Below are 19250 nucleotides of genomic sequence, written 5' to 3'. Positions count from 1 at the left end.
AGATAATCAGGACAGGTCTTTATGCAATTTGTTAGAATGATTACACTCACAATATTATTGTTTTGTATAGCAAATGTTTCAATTGCTGCATCTTCAGATAATAATTCACTTTTAATAAATGAAACTATAGATCAGGATCTATATCTAGCCCCTCTTAATCCGGAATTCGTTGAGTATGTGGAGAAGATGGAAGTAAATATGGATTCGTATGACAATGTTCGATCATCCTCACTAAACGCAGGTGGATCAATAAGGGACAAATATGACATAAATGGCATAATTCCATCCCCGGTCGACAATTCACATATTGATAAAAGCCATACATACAGTGCAAATGAAATTGGTCTATTCTCTGAATCTGCGGAAACCCTGCCCACATACTACGATCTTCGCGATGAGAACAACGTAACTCCGGTCCGGGACCAGGGAACATCAGGCAGTTGCTGGGCACATGCAACATATGCATCTCTTGAATCATGCATGATACCTGATGAAGGTGTTTATGACTTTTCTGAAAATCATATGAAGAATATATTGTCTGAGAATTATTCCGAAGGATTTGACCGGGATGCCAATGGTGGAGGAAATTATAAGATATCGCTTGCCTACCTGTCCCGATGGACCGGGCCGGTCAATGAATCTGATGAACCCTATAACGACACATCAATTTATTCTGATACCAGCATACCTGAGAGAAGACATGTCCAGGAAGCTATTTTTCTTCCACAAAGGGATGCTGTAACTCCTCATGCTGATGATTTTATAAAAGAAGCGATCATGGAACATGGTGCAGTATATTCTCGTTTTGATGTCGATTGGGATGGATTTGATGACAAATATCTGACCTACTATTATAATGGAAATTATGATGATGGCGGACATGCAGTTGCTTTAGTGGGCTGGAATGATTCATATCCAAAGGAAAATTTTGAGATCACCCCCCTGGGAGATGGAGCGTTTATTTGTAAAAACAGTTGGGGCACCGGTCCCGGAGATGAAGGATATTTCTATATCTCCTACTATGAAGAATCATTTGAACCCCAGGCAGTCTTTGTAGGTTCAGAAGATGTGGATAATTATGATAACATATACCAATATGACCCATTGGGATATACAAGTAGTACCGGATATCCTAACGATACCACCAATGTTTCATGGGCAGCTAACATCTTTACACCAGATTCAGATGAATATCTGAATGCTGTCAGCTTTTACACTCCTGATGAGATGACGGATTATGAACTGTATATCTATAAAGATCCAGATCAAGGACCTATTAACTCCTCAGGACATGAATATTTCACATCCGGTACCTTTGAGTACGCAGGATACCATACGATCGATCTAAGCAGCCCCATAAAACTTGAACATGATCAGGATTTTTCCGTTGTAATTAAGTTCAGTGACCCGGATTATGCGTACCTTGTTCCAGTGGAGTATCCAATTGCCGGTTACAGCAGCAAAGCAACCGCAAATTCAGGTGAAGGTTACATCAGTCCAAATGGAAACTCATGGACCGATATAACAACCTATTCTGAAAATAGGAGCATCTGCATCAAGGCATTTACTGAGGATTCATATGTTGCAGCGATAATACCGGATCCGTTAAATGAAACGACCTATGAAGGAGAAACTCTGCAATTCAGCAATCAGATACTTGACCAGTACAATAATCCAATGTATGTTAATGTTACTTGGAACTCACAGAATCAGACAGTCGGCACCATCGATGCAATCTCTGGACTGTTCACTGCAAATACTACAGGAAACACCACAATAACGGTGACAAATGGAAGTATTACAAACTCAACTACCGTTAATGTCCTTAACAGACCTATATTCAGCATAACGATGGATGAACCAGAGGAAGGCCACAATTACAGTACGAGTACGATCTTCCTGAACGTGTCTGCAAATCTGGAAGTCGATACATGGATGTACAATATCAATGCAACCGGCAACCATACATTTACTCCAAACATCACACTACCCCTTCCTGATGGTAGCCATAACATAACGGTTTTTGCCAATGACACAAATGGTAATATGACATCATTGATGGCAAACTTCACAATTGACACGACACCGCCTAGTGTGACCATCGAAAGTCCTCAGAACAAAGCATACGATACAAATACCGTTAACCTGAATGTATCTGCTGATGAGGATGTGATGGTCTGGATGTACAATCTCAATGGAGAAGGGAACAAAACATTTACTCCAAACACTACACTTAGCAGCCTGCCTGAAGGAGAATATGACATAACAGTGTTCGCCAATGATACAATTGGTAATATCGGATCAGCTGCGATCAGTTTCAGTATCGATACGATAACACCGACTGTAACTATCGAAAGTCCGCAGAACACAACATATGATACAAGTACTGTAAGCCTCAATGTATTTGCCGATGAGGATGTTGCAATCTGGATGTACAATCTCAATGGAGAAGGGAACAACACATTTACTCCAAACACTACACTTAGCAGCCTGTCTGATGGAGAACACAATGTAACTGTCTTCGCAAGCGATTCAGCAGGAAATACGGGTTTATCGATGGTTAATTTCACAATTGAAGTATCTCTGGCCCCCAGTACCCCGAGTAAGAGCGGTTCATCTTCATCCGGAGGAGGTTCCGGTAATACAGGAGAAGCTTTCGAGAACATTATACTGAAAGAAGTAAAGACCATATATATAAACAAAGATTCTGAGATCAACTTCCAATTCGAAGAGGAAGGGGACAAGATCGAGTATATCGGATTCTATGCATTGAAGAACTCAGGAAAGATATCAACAACTGTTGAAGTCCTTAAAGAAAAATCAGCACTTGTTAAAGAGAATCCTCCCGGAATAGCCTATCAACACATGAACATTTGGGTTGGAAAAGCAGGTTTTGCAACTGAGAACAATATTGCAGAACCGGTTATTGGATTCAGGGTCAGTAAATCGTGGATTGCTGAGAATAATATTGATGAAACGACAATAACATTATGCAGAAACCATGGTGAAAAATGGACACAGCTTTCTACCACTATCCTCAGTGAGGACACGGAATACATTTACTTTGAGAGCAAAACACCTGGATTTTCACCATTTGCTATTGTAGGCTTTCCACAAACGGCAGAAGTTACAGACAGAAGTTCGGAATTGATCGATATAGACATAAGCAACGATACATTGGGATCAAATGTAGAAGAAACGTCTGAAAGCACGTCCCTCCCAATGCTATCAAGTTCCATATTGATGATAATATTCGGATGTGCTTATCTGGTATTGAGAAAGAGAAGCTGATACTTTACTTTCTCTTCATCCCCGAATCCTGAAATTGTGGCCGTGAACCCCCATAAATAGTGATCAGCTATCCTTCCTGACCTTCCCTGAAGGTAGCCACGGAAGTGCACACAACGGACAGTCAGGGCCGAACCCTGCAGCATTGTAACCGGTCATCCCGCCGGAAACATTGTGGACATCGCTGAAGCCTTTCTGTTGCAGTATGCTTGCACCCATGCTTGAGCGCTGTCCGCTTCCGCAAATGACAACTGTCTTTGCGTCGGGATCAAGTTCATTATACGAATCCCTGAGCTCGTGTACCGGGATGTTGATCGCATTTTGTATATGCCCTCCGTTGAACTCGGAAACTGCCCTTACATCCACAAGAATAAAATCCTCATCATCCCTGACCATGTTATCGAGTTCAAGGCTCGAAATCTGACAGAGATGTTCTGTTGGAAGACCTTTCATGGACCATGAGTGCATTCCCCCATCAAGAAATCCGACTATCCTGTCAAGACCAACCCTGTGCAACCAGACCACAGCTTCCGATGCATTCGTCTGAGTGTCGGTCACCAACAGTATGTCCTTATCAGAAGGGAGTAACCAACCTGAGAATGTAGCAAAGTTGCTGTTAAGGTCAATGCTATATGCACCCGGTATGTGACGGCCACCGAATGCCTCATAACAACATATCAAGGACTATATTTTCAGGATCATCCAGCAGCCCCAGAAACTCCTCCGAAGGTATGGCCTTTAGTGGAAGGAGATCTTCGACCAATTCCGGTCCGATCCTGTTCACTTCGCTACACCTGCTGAAATGGTCCGGAGTTGCAGGCATATTTTCCGTAAGTGAACGGATGAAATTTTCCCGGTTACCTATGTTCAACGCATAATTGTAAAGCCTTTCATAACCGATGGTCGTGCTACGCTTTGCAGCCATGGCCCTGCCACAAAGGGAACCTGCGCCATGTGCAGGATATACCTCACAAAAATCAGGCAGTTCCAGCAGTTTCCCGTGAAGACTATCATATAATTTTGAAGCCAGTTCTTCTGCTTTACCCGGGAACAGGTCAGGCCTGCCAACATCACCTACAAAAAGGGTATCTCCACAAAAGACACATACAGGAACCTCAGCGCGTGAACTGTCAGTCACCACGTAGGAGACATGTTCAGGTGTATGCCCCGGAGTTTCAAGAACCTCTATTATCATATCCTCGATCTCAAACGAATCCCCTTCTGAGACCGCCATTGCATCGAATTTGCAATTTGCAGAACGTGGAACTACTAATGATGCACCTGTCCTTTCCAGAAGTTCCATGTGACCGGAAATGAAATCTGCATGCAGATGGGTTTCAAGTACATGGGTTATCCCCCAGCCCATCTGAGCCGCAGCATCCATATAAATATCAATATCGCGACCGGGATCGATCACTGCACAAGTATTATTTCCACCAAGAATGTATGAACTATGAGCTATTCCACTTGCAAATATTTGCTGAACGATCAAATTAAGGACCTCCCACCTTGTTTGAGCCATCTATTAAGCAAATTGTTATGCCAATGCCAGATATTGAATTCTGAATGCAAAAAGTGATGGCAATATCGTAAAGACTTCAAAAATACTATAAGGGGTCATGAGATATATATTATTAATATAAGTAATCTAAAATAAGATCCTTTTAACACTTCCGGGAGCTGCTTTGTGCTAACATTTGACCTTGGACTGGACCCTGTATTATACGACTTTCTGACAAAAGCTATCCTGTCTCTACTGATAGGGATACTGATAGGTATAGAGAGGGAACATCACCGCAAGGATCAGGAAGTCTTCGCCGGCGTACGCACATTTGCAATAGTATGCCTTGTCGGCATGCTTGCAACCTATGTTGCAGAGGTGATGGATATCGCCATACTGCAGATCACCACGGCACTGGTTGCAGCTTCCTGTTTTGTGCTTGTGTACAGGATATACACGACCATTGGGAAGCTTGGGATGACAAGTTCCATAGCATTATTCTCAACTTACCTGCTTGGTGTGCTGGTAGCTACAGGACGGTACCTCTTTGCAATAATCATAGCTGTGCTCATTACTTTGCTGCTAATTGAGAAAAAACCACTTCATTCATTTGCACAACATCTCTCAGATGATGAGATACTCAATGCAGTTCAGTTCCTTGTTGTGGCTTTCATCCTATATCCGCTGATGCCTGAAGAACCTGTAATGGGAGTTCTGAACCTTAAATCAGCCATACTTATCGTGGTACTGGTAATGTTCATCGGTTTTGTCAGTTATATATCCCTCAAAAGATTCGGAACCCGCGGAGGAATAACATATTCAGGCCTTTTTGGAGGGTTTATAAGCAGTGAGGCAACCACAGGGGCACTTGCGACCATGTCAAAGAACAGATCCAGTCTGATGGATGCACTGTACATCGGGATATTGATGTCAAACATTTCAATGATAATCAGCAATACCCTGATCGCATTGATCGTGGATCCCACTGCAAGTACTATGATATTGATGCTCCCTCCACAGCTAGCAATGCTCATACTGACAATTGGGATAGTTATAATAAGGAGAAAAGAAAATGACGTTATGACCGAGCCACTGGAGATCGGTTCACCATTTGCACTAAAACCTGCATTCAGGTTCGGTGCGATCTTCACGATCCTTCTTGTCATTACTAGCATTTCAAGCGAATTCCTTGGTACTGCCGGAGTCTATGCATCGGCACTTGGAGGACTTGTCAGCAGTTCAGCAGTCACAGCCTCGGTTGCAGCACTGGCTTTCAGCGGGAATGTCTCATATACTGTGGCTGCTCAGACAGCAGTAATAGCAGGGATCATCAGTACGCTCAACAAGCTGGTCCTTGTAAGGATATCCGGATCAAAGGAACTCTACTGCCGCTCGAGGAATACCATGTTACTGATAGCTATCGTAGGGATATCCACATTATACCTGTGGAGCAGCTACGCCAATCATATCGGATTCTAAAGATAAGCAAAGACTATATGAATTGGATGTGAACACCTTTCAAAACGTCCCCCATGAAGTGATATCAATGAATACACAGTACCGACCTTCTTTTGCAACCGAAGAACTGGTATTCCATGGCGATGAGAACAATACAGGCGGAAAAGCGCTCTATTTCCCCGTGCATCAGAGAAAGATATTGGTAGATGCTGAAAGTCAGCCTGACGACTATTTTTCATGCTATCCAAAAAAGCATATCGTCTACAACACTGAAATTATCTATATCGGAACACTCGGTGATATTCCATGTTACTGTTTTGAACTGGAGGAAGAGCTTGTTGAAGGCAATATGCAGTACTTTGACCTTCATGACCTGTATGGTACAATTGATGAGGAAATGCTTGGTATTGCTTCCAGGGCAGTTCAAATGGCTGATTTTTATCGCACTCACCGATACTGCGGATTATGTGGAGGAACTACCCACTACGTTCCGGAGGAAACCGGAATGCAATGTCACAATTGCGAGCATCTCGCTTACCCGCGGATAAGCCCGGCTGTTATAATATTGATAGAAAAGGAAGAGAACCTTCTTATGGCACGATCAAAGCATTTTCCGGATGGTGTCTATGGGCTTGTGGCAGGCTTTGTGGAAGCCGGAGAAACCATAGAGCATGCGGCCCACAGGGAAATAAAGGAAGAGGTCGGCATTTCCGTAAAGGACCTGAATTATTTTGCAAGCCAGCCATGGCCTTTCCCGTCCTCGCTGATGTTAGGATTTACAGCGAACTTTGCAGAAGGGGAGATCGACGTCGACGTAAATGAGATAGAAGAAGCCTGCTGGTTCCATGTGGATGAAATCCCAAAGCTTCCGGGAAAAAAGAGCATCTCACGTGCCCTCATCGACCATTTCATAGACAAACACGAAAGTTGCAAATAATGCAGGTAGATCTTTGGTACCCACGCAAATTTTAAATAAATCTGTGTATAATCCTCCATATGGACGATATAACAGGATTGGAACTTTCGCCAAGGAAGATCGAATACCTGAAATACCTTTTTGAAAGGGGCGACAATGTACGCACCACCGAGATATCCAACCACATGAACGTGGACCCTTCCACCATCACCAAAGCTATCAATGAGCTTGCTTCATCAGGATATGTGAACCATGTTCCATACAGAGGTTTCAGCCTTACGGAAAAAGGAAAGGATTATGCACACTTCCTGTTGAGAAGGCACAGGATACTGAGCCTGATGCTTAATCATTACGGGCTCACTGCGGAAGAATCATGTGCAGAGGTTGCAAGGTTTGAAGGTTATGTGTCAAAAAAAGCCATAAATGCCATTTGCGATTCAATGGGACATCCAACCATAGGAGTTTGTGGCAGGATCGAACATGACAGTTGTAACCTTAACCATGAAAACCACGAAGAAAATGAGGAATAAGCTTCATTCCCCTGTTTCCATTATTTTTTTTACCGTCTGAAGCACCAATACTGCATCTTCCCTTTTTACATCTGAGGCATTGTTCCTGCAATATTCCAGCAATGGATCCCTGTCCTCCAGAAGTCCTTCATCAACTGCTTTTTTAATTACCCCAAGGTAACTTCTTTGAGGATAGTGGATGCTCTTTGTTATCCTGATAAGCCCTTCGAAGGTCTCACCATCAATAATGCCTTTCGCAACTGCTTCCCTGAAAGTCTCCCTTATGTTAACAAGCGGTGTCGATACCTGTTCAAAGGTCTCGGGATTGGTTGTCACTGCAACCTCATCATCCGCTTCGATGATACCATCCCTGTACCAGCCATAGACCTTGCCTACGCCGATCATGCCATGACTATCAAGTTCAGAAGCACGCAACGCACCCATACTGCATCCGCCAACTACCCTGATGCCTTTTTTCATCGCACGGATTATTTCCTTGTGGGCTACTGCAGCCCTGTCAAAGAAAACACCATCGATGATACCAATTACATCATAGCCCTGACCGGCGACCTTATCGACGTCGCCTCTTGCCACAGGTGGCAGGTAAACTGCATCGAGGATCTCCCTTGAATCCTCGTGGCTGATACTCGTACCTGCAAAGATAACTGCCCTCATTGGATCACTTTTGTTTGCCGAACCTTCTTTTCCAGGGTTTCTCGGCAGATGCTGATTGTTTGCGTCCTTGTCTCACACGATGGCCAACGCGTTCACGGTCAAGCGTATACTGCTCGAATCCTGGAATTATTACCCTTACAACAGGGACACCTACGCTCTTGCGGGAAAGGTCGACCACAATGACACTGTCCGTGATCTTGCGCAGTTCATCTAGCACAGCATCGATGTTCTCTGCAGGAGTTGACCTGGAAATATCATTCAATTCTCCGATCGTGACAGTCTCTGCCCCTTCATACCAGAAATTGTTCATCCTCTTCATACGCTCATAACCAATCTGCCTGACAAAGGATTCACGGTCAGTGTCCTCACGGGCACCGTGTATCTGCACCACCCTTGACTGGGCAGCCTCGGTGATGGCCCTTCTTATTGCGATCTCAGGTTTCAGGTGGGAACCTGCACCCATTACAAGCAGAGCAGGATCTTTCAGGTCCAGGTCATCTGTTGCTGCCACAACAGAGGTTATGCCTGTATCATGTGGAAGCAGCCATAGTTTGAGCTGCACCCCATTCGATTCAAATTTCTTCATCAGCTCATAATTGGTACCTTCCTCTTCGGTAAGGACAATCTCCCTGCCCGGATTCCTGTTGAATTCGGCAATGCTTAGTGCATCACGCTCGATGACCTCCAGCAAACCGTGCAATATTGCTTCCTCTATGACATTTCCCGATGCAAGGCCGTTGGTATTGCTTCTGAAAAGCCTTGCGGACATGCCAGGGGAATCATATGGATGATATACTGCATTTGAAGGGACATAGATCTCCTTCTCGCGTAAAAGGTCCCAGCCCTGAGTCCATTCGACAAGGTTTTCCAGAGGCAACGGCTCGGACAGGAGAAGGCTATGCGGATCAAGAAGTTCATAGTCCTTCGCGGCATTTTCAACAGACTCAATGAACTCTTCGGCGACCACATCCTCAACAATATCAGCATTTACGCCTACACGCTCCGCAAGACATCTCTCAAAGCTCTCCATCATGGCTGAGATTCGTGCCTGGGTCTCGCTTGCCCCTTTACCGGAGTAAATGGAAATAGCGCCTTCTGCAGCTGATGGCCTGATGGCAGAGAATACCGGAATGCCTAAACGGTCCAAATCGGTGATACTGGCTATCCTTGTGACTCCTATCTCTTTCAGGTGGGGTTTGGTGTTACCAAGAGTGGCCTCCTCGTCAAGAACTCGCTGCGTACCATCCATATACTGTAATGATCGATCGATTGAGATATGGGACATGTTAATCGGAACTCTTTTGCAACTTATATTTCTTGCGACAAAACCGAGAAAGATGTTAGTCGAAAGGATTATATATTATAAACACATGATATTATGTTTAAGCCATTTAGACAGGCTAAATTTTTAAGAACTCAATTGAAGAGACAGGAGGAAATATATGATGAGAAAGATCACGAAAATAAGTGATGAATGTCGACGATGTGAAGAAGACAGGACATACCATTCAGTTGTAAGTGGCCAGACCACTGAAAATCTGGATGCTGAAGAACTGGAACTTTACAAGTTCATTCTCGGCGGAATGCTGGCAAAATAACGCCTGCAAAACATATTTTTAGCTATCTTGCGTAAGGAAGTGTATGTATGACATTCATTCCGTACGCAAAGACTTTCCCGTCCTTGATGAAGTGATCTATCTGGACAATGGCGCTACAACCCAGACGCCTGTCCCGGCAGTCAATGCCATGAACGATTACTTCTTCAAATACGCAGCAAATCATGGTCGTGGAGCTCACAGGCTAGCCCGGCAAACTACCGACAACTACGAGGATGCTAGAGACAGGATCGCAGAGTTTTTGAACACCACACCTGAGAGCACTATCCTGACCAAAAATGCAAGTGAAAGCATCAACATGGTCGCCCTTGGTATTCAATGGGAAGCAGGCGATCACGTTGTGACAACTCTTGTGGAGCATCACTCAAATCTCCTGCCCTGGATGAGATTAAGGGAAAAAGGCGTAGAGGTCACCATCGTGGGATCAGACAGAGAAGGATGTGTGGACCCGAAAGATATTGATGCTGCAATTACTGACAGAACAAGACTTGTTTCTGTTAACCACGTCTCTAACGTATTCGGTTCCATAAGAGATGTTGAGAAAATAACACATATCGCACAGAAAAATGGTGCAATGGTGCTAGTGGACGGATCCCAGTCAGCAGGACATATGCCTGTGGACATCAAAAAGATAGGTTGCGACTTCTTTGCCACCCCCGGACACAAAGGACTACTCGGCCCACAGGGAACAGGGATACTCTGCATCAAAGAACCGGATGCCCTTGAACCTACATACGTTGGCGGAGGCACCGTCCATGCTGTTACCACAGAAAGCTATGAGCTGGAACCGTCCCCTTCAAAGTTCGAAGCAGGTACCCCGAACATTCCGGGAGTTATAGGCCTTGGTCGTGCTGTTGAATATGTACAGGAGATCGGCGTGGAACATATCGAGAAACACGAGAAGGAACTTACCACAGATGCTGCAAAGCGTCTTGCAGAGATAGAAGGCGTAGAGATCTACGGGCCAAAGGACAGGAACGGTGTCGTCCCGTTCAATGTGGAAGGTATGAACCCGCATGATGTTGCTATGATACTGGACGAGACCCGGAAGATCTGTGTACGCAGCGGTTACCACTGTGCAATGCCATCGGTCGACATGCTGGGAGTTGAGGGAACTGTACGAGCATCCTTTGCATTATATAATACGGAAGAAGAAGTTGACTCACTGATAGAAGGTGTTGAGCAGATAACAATGCTCGCATGATCTTTTTATTTATCCCATTACTTTGGGCCGGACCAACTTTCCCTTTCGAATGGTAAGGAGACTGTAAAAGTACTGCCGCCCCCTTCATTACTTTCCACCTGTACAGAACCACCATGAAGTTCTACAAACTTCTTTACAAGAGCAAGACCAAGACCTGCCCCTCCAGCCTCCCTGGTAGTCGATGAATCGATCTGGACAAATGGCATAAACAATCTATCGAGATCTTCCTGAGCAATACCAATGCCAGTATCTTTCACAAAAAAATCAAGATAGGCGCCTGATTTTTTTGCACCAAGTATTATGTTCCCGTTATCCGGTGTGAACTTAACAGCATTGCTCGCAAGGTTATTGAGAATCTGGATGAGCTTCTCCCTATCAGCATTGATAGAAACGTCTTCCGGATCGACGGTCACAATAACAGAAATGTTCTTTCTAGTTGCAAGTGGATCTATGAGATTCCTTATATTACCTATAACTTCAGATGCAACAACTCTTTCATATGACAAATATATTTTTCCGGCTTCTACTTTTGATATGTTAAGGAGATTATTGACGATCAAAAGAAGATGACTACCACTATCATAAATATTCCTCACATATTTTTTCTGTTTTTCGTTCAATTCACCAAAAGTACCGTTCAACATGATATCTGAAAAGCTAAGAACTGAATTTAAGGGAGTGCGTAACTCATGACTAATGTTAGTCAGGAACTCGGACTTTGTACGGCTTGCAGCTTCTGCTTCTAGTTTTGCCTGTATAAGAGCATGTTCTGCAGCTTTGCGATGTGAATTATCCGTAATTATTGCAAGCACATCATCTTCACCGTATGTCAGGATCCTTGATTCAAGATTAACCATCCGATCACCGACAGAGATGTTGTATTCTGCAACTCCAACGTCCTTAGACCTGACGACATCCCGTATCCTCCTACTCGCAAGCTTTGCAGCATCATCAGGGAGAATATCATAGATATTATTAATATCCAGAGAGGAAAGGAGAGACAGATCACCATTCAGTGGATAATTGCGGTGTAGGATAGTGCCATCAGGCTTCATGCGGATAATCATAGCTGGTATAGCTTTCAGGATAGCACTGTCCTTGGCTTTGTGCATCAGTATATCTTTGTGAGCTCCTTCAAGCTGTTGAAGCATCGAGTTTATGGAATCAGATAAACAGGAAAGTTCATCATTGCCCTCCACCTGCAGACGAGAAGAGAGATCCTTACGTATTCCAATGGATTGTACATCCTCACTAATCATTGATATACGCCTAAGCACGGTGAAATCCAAAAAGAACATAAGAAAAAATCCAAATGCAACACCTACAAAGAGAAGTGAAATAATAAAATAATACAGTGTTTCATTCCCTTGTTTTGTTATCAAACGGGGAGTTGTGGTTTTGGCAACCATTGCAGGATTCCCAAAAATATCAGGTATGGAATAATAACCTGCAAGCAGATCATCATCAACAGTTTCTATGAAAAAATCAGAAGAATCCTCATTCCAAATTCCCATAGGCAATTGCGGATCATTTGGAGGTAGCAGCTCTATTGAAATACCGGAATCTTCTGAAAGATAGTTTATTTCATCGGAGTCTAAGAAGCGCCCCATTATCAAAGCACCTCGAACCGGGCCATCACCATCACTTTTCGTTATTGGATGTGAGGAGATGAGCAACAGACCATCCGACAAATTGATGAAACCGGATTTGCTACAATTTGCACCTTCAGGATGGGTCAGACAATTTGAAAATAACAGGAACTCCAGCATATCACCAGATAGTGGCTTAAGTTCCTGATTTTGTTCATCAAAAGTTGACCCGTAAACGACCTCCCCGGAAGAATCGAGATAAATAACAAGATCAAGCCTAACAATCTCAAAAGTATCTACGACCATATTGGATCGGAGATATTCTTCATCATGGGATAAAATAAATTCATAAGAATCATCCCACATAGCATAATCAAGATTTACCGCCTCTAATGACTTCAGATCAGACTCAATGACCCCTCGCATCCCGTAAGCATCTTTAATTGCCTGCTGTTGTTCCAATTCAATATAGCTTCCCTTTACAATGAATTGTGAAACCCCGGTAATAGCAAAGATCATAAAAATAAACATAATCCCTACCAAAAGCAATGTTTTATGGCGAAGAAGCATAATGGCACCTATCAGAGAAAAGAATGACAGTCCAATTATAAATATTTTGTTATATTAAAAACTGACAAAACATGTAAAAAATATGACAGACAGAATGCATTTGCACAAAAAGACTCAAACTTAAAAAGATAATAAAAAATAAAGAGAAAGAAGATAATGGAATTTATTCCATCATCAATTTTGTGAGACTTGCTCTTGCTTCAGCTATCTCTTTCATGGAAAGGAAAATATCAAACTCCCTTCCTTTGATATGTAAGTCATCGCCACCAACAGTACCGATGACGGAATATTGGAGATCACCAAGCATTTCAACAACCTTATCTTTCTCAGAGGTTACAAGGATAGCCCTTGCATGGGATTCTGAGAACAGGACGTCATCAGGTCTTAGATCTTCACCAACATCTGAGATGTCGATATTTGCACCTGTTTCATTGCACATCTCACTAAGAGTCACGGCAAGTCCACCAGCAGACACATCATGAGCTGCTACGACATTTCCACTTCTTATCATATCTATAATGGACTCTACTATCTTTGGAGCATCTTCAGGTACCTTTGGTGCACGACCATTGTTCCTTAGCCCTTTTATGTTATAATATTCAGAGCCGCCCATTTCATCAAAGGTGTTTCCAACAAGGATAACAGAATTACCCTCTCCTTCAAAGAAGGAGCCCGGGACAGTCTCAATATCGTCGGTTATTCCAATAAGACCGATAGATGGCGTTGGTACGATAGCTGTTCCGTATTCACCACTTTCATTGTAGAGGGAAACATTGCCTCCGACCACCGGAATGGAAAGGTCCCTTGCAGCATCACCGAGACCGAGGATAGCCTGCTTGAACTGCCAGTATATGTCAGGTCTTTCAGGATTTCCGAAATTGAGACAGTCCACAAGGGCTATACCCTGTGCACCTTTTACAGCAAGGTTCATGCTGTTCTCAACGAGAGTTCCTTTTCCGCCTTCGTACGGGTCAAGAAGAGTATGTCCCGGGTTGCAACCACAGGACATTGCAAGACCCATTCCATCTGCAATGCGAAGAACTGCTGCATCTGAGCCGGGTTTTTCCACTGTACGGATCTGGACCTCATGGTCGTACTGCCTGTAGATCCAGTCCTTTGATGCAATGTTATGAGATGAAAGAATGTCCAGTACCGCCTGTTTCAGGTCAGCTGGAAGTTCTGGCTTGTCCCCGATGTCACGTTCCTGAGGAGCTGTTGAGGGGCGTTCAAAGGTCGGTGCTCCTTCTGTGAGAAGCTTGACAGGCATATCTGCGACGACCTCGCCTTCGAACTCGACGGTATAGTAGAGACGCTCTGTAAGCTCACCGATCATGCTGGCGTGAAGATCATACTTCTTTGCGATGTCAAGAAGCTCATCTACGTTCTCAGGTTCAACTTCGAAGAGGATACGTTCCTGGGACTCAGATATCATGATCTCATAAGGAGTCATTCCTGACTCGCGAAGTACTACTTTGTCAGCCACCAGACGCATTCCAAGATCGCCTTTGGATGCCATTTCTGAGCTTGCTCCGGCGAGACCCGCAGCACCAAGGTCCCTGCATGAAAGCACATGCCCGGTACCTATTGCTTCGAGTGTTGCCTCGATCAGGAGCTTTTCAGTGAAAGGGTCACCGATCTGGATGCTTGGACGGTCTTCTGCTTCTGCTTCTTCAGAAAGGTCACGGGAAGCAAATGAAGCACCACCAAGACCATCACGTCCTGTGGTGGAACCTACAAGAACCAGTTTGTTGCCTGCCTTCTGTGCACAGGCAGTCACGATGTTCTCCTCGCGGGCAAGGCCTACACAGACAACGTTGACAAGCGGATTTCCGCTGTAGGTCTCGTCAAAATATGCCTCTCCCCTGACAACAGGAACTCCGATACAGTTACCGTATCCTGCGATACCTTCCACGATATGTTCAAAGAGATAGAGGTTCTTAGGAGTGTCCAGCGGACCGAAATAAAGAGGATCCATCAGTGCGATAGGTCTTGCACCCATGGAAATGATATCACGCACAATACCACCCACACCAGTTGCAGAGCCGTTGTAAGGGTCCACATATGAAGGATGGTTGTGGCTTTCCATACCAATCGCAAGTACCCAGCCATCACCAAAACGGATAATTGCAGCGTCATCACCAGGTCCGATGATCACACGGTCGCCAACAGTGGTAAAGGTCTTCAGCAAAGGAGCACTGGAACGGTAGGAGCAATGTTCGCTCCATAGGTTCAAAAAGCATCCCTGTTCAACAAGGTTTGGTTCTCTGCCCATCTCTTCTGTTATGATCTTCAGGTCATTTTCCGGTAACATTTGTGCGCCTCATTATATAAGGAGTATGATTTAGGCTTAAATAAACCATAGATTAGATAAAGATTTCCAACGGTAATAACAGTTTCAGGTTTCATCGAACATAACCTTGTCACCAACCGAAAGATCTGAGCGGGAAATTGTGCCTGCAGGAAGCTCTATTATATACTTCACCTTTTCACCGGAGTCACCCAGGCCAACCCATGGTCGAAGATAAGTAGTCTTCACGATTCGCTTTTCATCATCCAGGAAAAGAACGTCAAGAGGGAAAGGAACAAAGAGCATATGCAGGGAGATCTTTTTCGGTGAAGATAGTATGAAGATCATAGCATAGCTATCAGGAACAGAGCTTCTGAACATCAGGCCCTTTGCCTGACTGAACATGCTTTTGGCATATTCAACATCCGATGCGATGGTATTACCATTAGATTTTAATAGCATTGTTGATTACATAGAATATCTGTTTATAATTTATATAATTAGTATACAGGTGAGTAAATAATCGGAGGAAATACCAGAAGATGAGTTCAGAAATGTGCCCGGTTTGCGGTTTGCCATCAGAGCTATGTATATGCGAAGAAGTGGCAAAAGAGCAACAGCGAATTACAGTGAAAGTGAACAGAAGACGATACGGTAAAGAAGTTACAGTTGTGGAAGGATTCGATGCAAACGAGATCGACCTACATGAGCTATCCACATACCTTAAATCAAAGTTCGCATGCGGTGGAACTGTAAAAGGAAGTGCCGTTGAACTACAGGGCAACCATCTGACCCGTATGAAGGAAGTCCTTGTCCAGAAAGGTTTCTCTCCGGAACAGATCAAAGACTGATCAATGGATATGCACGTTGTGCATCGCTATTTCACTTAAGTTTTCGAATACATAACATGGCCATATAAAATTGCCATGTTTCCTTTTTTAAATTTGAAGGCATCTACCCTAAGGCTGAAATGCTCAAACTTGAACAAACTGACGAAAAAAGACATATAGGACGAAAAAAGGAAATATAATTATGAAACCTACCTGTGAGATAATGGTACAGAAAGTATTGCCTGCCATACGTGCCGAACTTGCACGTTCCATGATGATCGATCATGGATGCACCCAACAGCAAGTTGCAGACATATTAGGCCTTTCAAGAGCAGCCGTCTCCCAGTACGTCAGTGCAAAACGAGGAGCAGAGGTTGGTTTTTCAGAAGAGACCGTGGAAGAGATCAGAACGTTCGCCACAACACTTGTGAACGGCTCCTCTGACAAGGTATTAACCGAAGGGATGTGTAATGTCTGCAAATTCGTACAGCGTTCAGGTTGGTTATACAAAAATGTACCCGGAGCAGAATACTGCATTCTTTGCAAGAGTGACGAGGAAGATTGAGCAAGAGCCTTTGTATTAAATGTAAAGGAAAAGGACTTTGCGGGCGACCTCTGTGTCCCATCCTTGAAAAATTCAGAACAACAGAAAATACCACAGCAACTATCTCAGCCGACGGTTCTGTTTTTGGTGCATCCCCACCGGCGGTTTTTGTGGGAAGATACGGCTATCCACAGGTAAAAGCAGGTCCGATGATACCACCCCAGGTGGATGCAAAGGACGCAATGGCACTTGAAGATCCAAAAGAGTGGCTATCCATGGATATCCAGGATGTAATATCCGCTCGTTGTCAGCTTGTCAGGGCAAACACCACCGTTAATATAAAAGATGCGATGAAGCCCCACAAATTACTGGAAAAATCACAGGAGCTGGCTCTCTCCAAATCACCGGTAGACACAGAGGCATGGTTCACGAAACCCCTTCAACAAAAACTGAAGTTTGACAGTGTCCTGACACCCATGGGACCATCCGGGGCGGTAAAAGACTTCGATATAGCTGAGAACCCGAAGGTACCGAAGAAGGTTGACTACCTGGCATATGATACCGATGCACTTGCAAAGGATGTCGTATGCGAACTTTTCAGGAGCGACATACCTACCGAACATATCACAAGGCTGCTATCCATCGGCCTTCTGGGACAGCAGCGTAAACTTGTACCCACCCGATGGGCCATAACCGCAACCGATGATATGGCAGGAAAAGATATCATCGACCGTGTCCGGGACATGCCACTGGTAAGTGAGATATCCGTGTTCAGTGGCGGATGCTTCGGCAACTATTTTGAGATAATGCTCGTTCCAAGAGTATTCTCCTTCGAACTTTTGGAGATCTGGATGAAACGGTCCGTCTGGTCAGGCGGATCCTCCTGGATCGGACAGGATATGGAGGATATCAATGGTAAGAAAGGATACTCTAACCTTGCAGGAGGTTACTATGCAGCCCGCATCGCTGCCCTGGAATATATGGAAGACGTTGGCAGGCAGGCATCGGTGTTCATGATAAGGGAGATCACACCGGAGTACTGGGCACCACTGGGCGTCTGGGTCGTGCGGGAAGCTGCCCGAAATGCAATGTCATCCATTCCACGTACCTTTGAAACGATAGATGAAGCGCTTGATGATATGGCAACACGTGTCCGTACACCTGCACCGGAATGGAAAGCTAAGACCAAAATGCTTTCAGACGTCCGTTTCCAGAGAACACTGGACTCTTTTTTGTAAGCTTTCCGCAAGACATTAAAATGGTACGATACAATTGGACATTATGTCTGACAACCAAGACAATATGTCACCACAGGAACTGGCAGATTTCCTGCTTAACAAAGTACGTCTTCTGTGCAGGGAAAGCCAGCATGAGCAAGCGCTGGATGTTGTGGAACAGGCCATCCAAAATGCCCCCGACCCCACAGTAGCATGGCTCATTAAAGGACAGATCCTCTTTGGACTTCACCTTCTTGATGAAGCCATTGAAGCTACTGAAGAGGCACTGAAACTTGGTGACGATGCAGAAGTGCTCAAACTCAAAGGTAATATCCTTGCGACAAAGGGAGACCTTGCAAATGCACTTGAGACTTTCAATAAACTTGCCGAGATCGCTACCGATGATGCTGATACATATTTTTTAAGAGGTAGCATCCTTGCTGAAATGGAAAATGCAGATGAAGCGATCTCAAACTTTGATCATGCCATAGAAATAAAGCCCGATATGGGACATGCATGGTACAACAAAGCAATGGTATTTTTCAACTTAGAGAGATATGGCGCAGCGATCAACGCACTGGATTCTGCAATAGAGCTGATGGAAGATGCCACCGAACCCATATTCATAAAAGGAGTTGCACATCGAAGACTCGGACAAACAAAGGATGCACTTGAGTGTTTCCTCACAGCTGCTGAGATATGGGAGATGAAAGCACTCCTTAGCAATAGTCCGGATACATACATGGATTCCCTGAATGCAATCGAGAGCGCCATTGAGATCGATGTGACCAACGTGAACCTCTGGAGGCAGAGAGGCAAATTGTTATACAAGCTCGGACACAAAGAAGAAGCAAAGGACATACTTGCCAATGCTGCTGAACTTTGCGTACAGGAAGACAACATTGCAGATGCACTGAAAACCTATGACCTCCTGCTTGAGCTTGAGCCTGATAATGAAGAGGCACAAAAGGCAAGGGAAGAGATCACATCAATTGCATGAGTAAAAAACTGATATTGATACATTTATAACAGATGTGACCTTAACG

17 protein-coding genes are annotated in these 19250 nt (G+C 44.3%); 10 read left to right on the top strand and 7 right to left on the bottom strand.

The window, feature by feature from the left end:
• Positions 1 to 186: 186 nt before the first annotated feature.
• On the top strand, positions 187 to 3291 hold the full coding sequence (locus E7X57_RS03870; RefSeq protein WP_167880881.1) for a PGF-pre-PGF domain-containing protein: 3105 nt from the start codon (positions 187 to 189) through the stop codon (positions 3289 to 3291).
• Positions 3292 to 3354: 63 nt separating this feature from the next.
• On the opposite strand, the gene E7X57_RS12710 is transcribed toward E7X57_RS03870, so the two are convergent.
• Positions 3355 to 3969, bottom strand: a complete 615-nt coding sequence (locus tag E7X57_RS12710) for a rhodanese-like domain-containing protein (RefSeq protein WP_244603584.1) — start codon at positions 3967 to 3969, stop codon at positions 3355 to 3357.
• A complete protein-coding gene (locus E7X57_RS12705) occupies positions 3953 to 4810 on the bottom strand; it encodes an MBL fold metallo-hydrolase (RefSeq protein WP_244603583.1) in 858 nt (285 codons plus the stop codon). The genes E7X57_RS12710 and E7X57_RS12705 overlap by 17 nt, the downstream gene beginning before the upstream one ends.
• 165 nt (positions 4811 to 4975) lie before the next feature.
• On the opposite strand from E7X57_RS12705, the gene E7X57_RS03860 reads away from it, so the two are divergent.
• The 3 genes from E7X57_RS03860 to E7X57_RS03850 all read left to right on the top strand — a co-directional run bounded on the left by E7X57_RS03860 (position 4976) and on the right by E7X57_RS03850 (position 7693).
• On the top strand, positions 4976 to 6268 hold the full coding sequence (locus E7X57_RS03860; protein ID WP_135610751.1) for an MgtC/SapB family protein: 1293 nt from the start codon (positions 4976 to 4978) through the stop codon (positions 6266 to 6268).
• Positions 6269 to 6335: 67 nt separating this feature from the next.
• Positions 6336 to 7184 carry an NAD(+) diphosphatase gene (gene nudC / locus E7X57_RS03855; protein WP_135610749.1) on the top strand — a complete coding sequence of 283 codons (849 nt, stop codon included), beginning with the start codon at positions 6336 to 6338 and terminating at the stop codon, positions 7182 to 7184.
• Positions 7185 to 7243: 59 nt separating this feature from the next.
• Positions 7244 to 7693, top strand: coding sequence for a metal-dependent transcriptional regulator (locus E7X57_RS03850; protein WP_135610747.1), 450 nt, complete (start codon positions 7244 to 7246; stop codon positions 7691 to 7693).
• Positions 7694 to 7696: 3 nt separating this feature from the next.
• On the opposite strand, the gene E7X57_RS03845 is transcribed toward E7X57_RS03850, so the two are convergent.
• Complete coding sequence (locus E7X57_RS03845; RefSeq protein ID WP_135610745.1) at positions 7697 to 8347, bottom strand: TfuA-related McrA-glycine thioamidation protein; 651 nt, start codon at positions 8345 to 8347, stop codon at positions 7697 to 7699.
• A 4-nt stretch (positions 8348 to 8351) separates the two neighbouring features.
• Positions 8352 to 9632: a YcaO-related McrA-glycine thioamidation protein gene (locus E7X57_RS03840; protein WP_135610743.1), complete on the bottom strand. Its 1281-nt coding sequence runs from the start codon at positions 9630 to 9632 to the stop codon at positions 8352 to 8354.
• 157 nt (positions 9633 to 9789) lie between these two features.
• Here E7X57_RS03840 and E7X57_RS12375 point away from each other — a divergent pair, with 157 nt between their 5' ends.
• The gene (locus tag E7X57_RS12375) at positions 9790 to 9945 is read left to right on the top strand and encodes a hypothetical protein (RefSeq protein WP_167880880.1); all 156 of its coding nucleotides are present in this window, start codon (positions 9790 to 9792) and stop codon (positions 9943 to 9945) included.
• A gap of 43 nt (positions 9946 to 9988) precedes the next feature.
• Positions 9989 to 11167, top strand: a complete 1179-nt coding sequence (locus E7X57_RS03835; RefSeq protein ID WP_135610741.1) for a cysteine desulfurase — start codon at positions 9989 to 9991, stop codon at positions 11165 to 11167.
• 17 nt (positions 11168 to 11184) lie between these two features.
• Here the strand turns inward: E7X57_RS03835 and E7X57_RS03830 are convergent, their stop codons facing one another.
• From E7X57_RS03830 to E7X57_RS03820, 3 genes are all read right to left on the bottom strand, one after another.
• Positions 11185 to 13275 carry a CHASE4 domain-containing protein gene (locus tag E7X57_RS03830; RefSeq protein WP_167880879.1) on the bottom strand — a complete coding sequence of 697 codons (2091 nt, stop codon included), beginning with the start codon at positions 13273 to 13275 and terminating at the stop codon, positions 11185 to 11187.
• A 214-nt stretch (positions 13276 to 13489) separates the two neighbouring features.
• A complete protein-coding gene (purL, locus tag E7X57_RS03825) occupies positions 13490 to 15637 on the bottom strand; it encodes a phosphoribosylformylglycinamidine synthase subunit PurL (protein ID WP_135610737.1) in 2148 nt (715 codons plus the stop codon).
• Between the two features lie 84 nt (positions 15638 to 15721).
• Positions 15722 to 16075: a DUF192 domain-containing protein gene (locus E7X57_RS03820; protein WP_135610735.1), complete on the bottom strand. Its 354-nt coding sequence runs from the start codon at positions 16073 to 16075 to the stop codon at positions 15722 to 15724.
• A gap of 80 nt (positions 16076 to 16155) precedes the next feature.
• On the opposite strand from E7X57_RS03820, the gene yciH reads away from it, so the two are divergent.
• The 4 genes from yciH (at position 16156) to E7X57_RS03800 (ending at position 19204) form a co-directional block, all read left to right on the top strand.
• Positions 16156 to 16464, top strand: coding sequence for a stress response translation initiation inhibitor YciH (gene yciH / locus E7X57_RS03815; RefSeq protein ID WP_048193589.1), 309 nt, complete (start codon positions 16156 to 16158; stop codon positions 16462 to 16464).
• A 181-nt stretch (positions 16465 to 16645) separates the two neighbouring features.
• A complete protein-coding gene (locus tag E7X57_RS03810; RefSeq protein ID WP_135610733.1) occupies positions 16646 to 17008 on the top strand; it encodes a transcriptional regulator in 363 nt (120 codons plus the stop codon).
• Positions 17005 to 18225, top strand: coding sequence for an Nre family DNA repair protein (locus tag E7X57_RS03805; protein WP_135610730.1), 1221 nt, complete (start codon positions 17005 to 17007; stop codon positions 18223 to 18225). Before E7X57_RS03810 ends, E7X57_RS03805 begins: the two co-directional genes overlap by 4 nt.
• A 43-nt stretch (positions 18226 to 18268) precedes the next feature.
• The gene (locus tag E7X57_RS03800; protein ID WP_135610728.1) at positions 18269 to 19204 is read left to right on the top strand and encodes a tetratricopeptide repeat protein; all 936 of its coding nucleotides are present in this window, start codon (positions 18269 to 18271) and stop codon (positions 19202 to 19204) included.
• The last annotated feature ends 46 nt before the right edge of the window (positions 19205 to 19250 follow it).

It is taken from the genome of Methanococcoides sp. AM1 (assembly GCF_900774055.1).
Taxonomy (GTDB): Archaea; Halobacteriota; Methanosarcinia; order Methanosarcinales; family Methanosarcinaceae; genus Methanococcoides.
The sequence above is the reverse complement of the archived record's forward strand: the minus strand, read 5'-3'. Positions and strand labels throughout refer to the sequence as shown.